Here is a 1,020-nt window from a genome sequence, read left to right on the forward strand (position 1 = left end):
CCATAGGAGCTGACGAGGCCGGTGGTCTCGAAGGCCTCGCGCGGCCAGATGGCAAAGGCCGAATAGACCGAACCGCCGGCCTTGCGGCAATCCTTGCAATGGCACAGGCCGACGCGCAGCGGCGCGCCGTGAACCTCGAACTGCACGCCGCCGCACAGGCAGCTGCCGGTCCTGCGTATGGTGTCGGACATGACAACCTCCCTCAATGCGTGGCGCTGCGGGCCGGGTGGGACAGATGCTCGTCTGCCGTTTCGTTGGCCAGGATGAGAAACCGGGAAAAAGACATCCTGTTCACCGTACCACCAGGCCCGGTTGACGCGGCCCGCAGCGTCTTCAACGCCGCCCAGGCGAAATGGTTTCGGCTAGCCGCGGGCCGCCATATGGGCGTCGAGCTTCTTGCGCGAGGGTCCGTAGCGCTTGATGATGGTCTGTGCCTCGCTTGGCGGAATGCCGTATTTGCGGGCAAAGGCGGCAACCTCGTAGGGCTCTTCGCCCGAGACCTGCTTGCGGTCCTGTTTCGTCTTCGACTTGTCGTCAGCCATCTCAGGCCTCGCTTTCTGTTGTCGGGGAAACGCGCAACCTTCGGCGCCCGCGATCAACACGACATAACACAGATCGGCGCCGCCGGTTCCACCAGGCGACACGGCCAGGCTGCAACCGGCCTGTATCAGGCCGATGGCCGCATCGGGTCGGCGTCGGCAGCGTGGTCGCCGTCACATTCGGAGCATGCCGCGCTGAGGCCGGGGCAGCCGCGCCGGTGGGTGCCGGCAGGGCAACAATGGCCGTTGGAACTCGTCCAGCGCGGACATTGGAAGACCTGGCCAGCGCCGCCGCAGCCGCTGCATTCCAGCGTCGCCGACCCCACGCCACGAGGTATCGCCCCAAACCTGACGCTTGTTCGCAAATTTCAGCCCACCCAAAATTGCTGCACCGGCACACCGCTGCATTAGCCCCGGCTAACAATATCACATTCGTGATTACCAACAAGTTTCACTCGCGATGCGCCGGAGAGCCGTTCGG

General features: G+C 64.6%; 2 protein-coding genes. Both read right to left on the bottom strand.

What is annotated here, in order from left to right:
* Nucleotides 1-191 (bottom strand): GFA family protein (locus tag ENZ74_RS32870; protein WP_206522398.1); only part of this gene is annotated, 191 nt, incomplete at its 3' end.
* 171 nt (nt 192-362) lie between these two features.
* The gene (locus ENZ74_RS32875) at nt 363-542 is read right to left on the bottom strand and encodes a DUF3606 domain-containing protein (protein WP_013530777.1); all 180 of its coding nucleotides are present in this window, start codon (nt 540-542) and stop codon (nt 363-365) included.
* Nucleotides 543-1,020: the final 478 nt, after the last annotated feature.

Source organism: Mesorhizobium sp. M7A.F.Ca.CA.002.15.2.1 (assembly GCF_003998715.1).
Classification (GTDB): domain Bacteria; phylum Pseudomonadota; class Alphaproteobacteria; order Rhizobiales; family Rhizobiaceae; genus Mesorhizobium; species Mesorhizobium ciceri.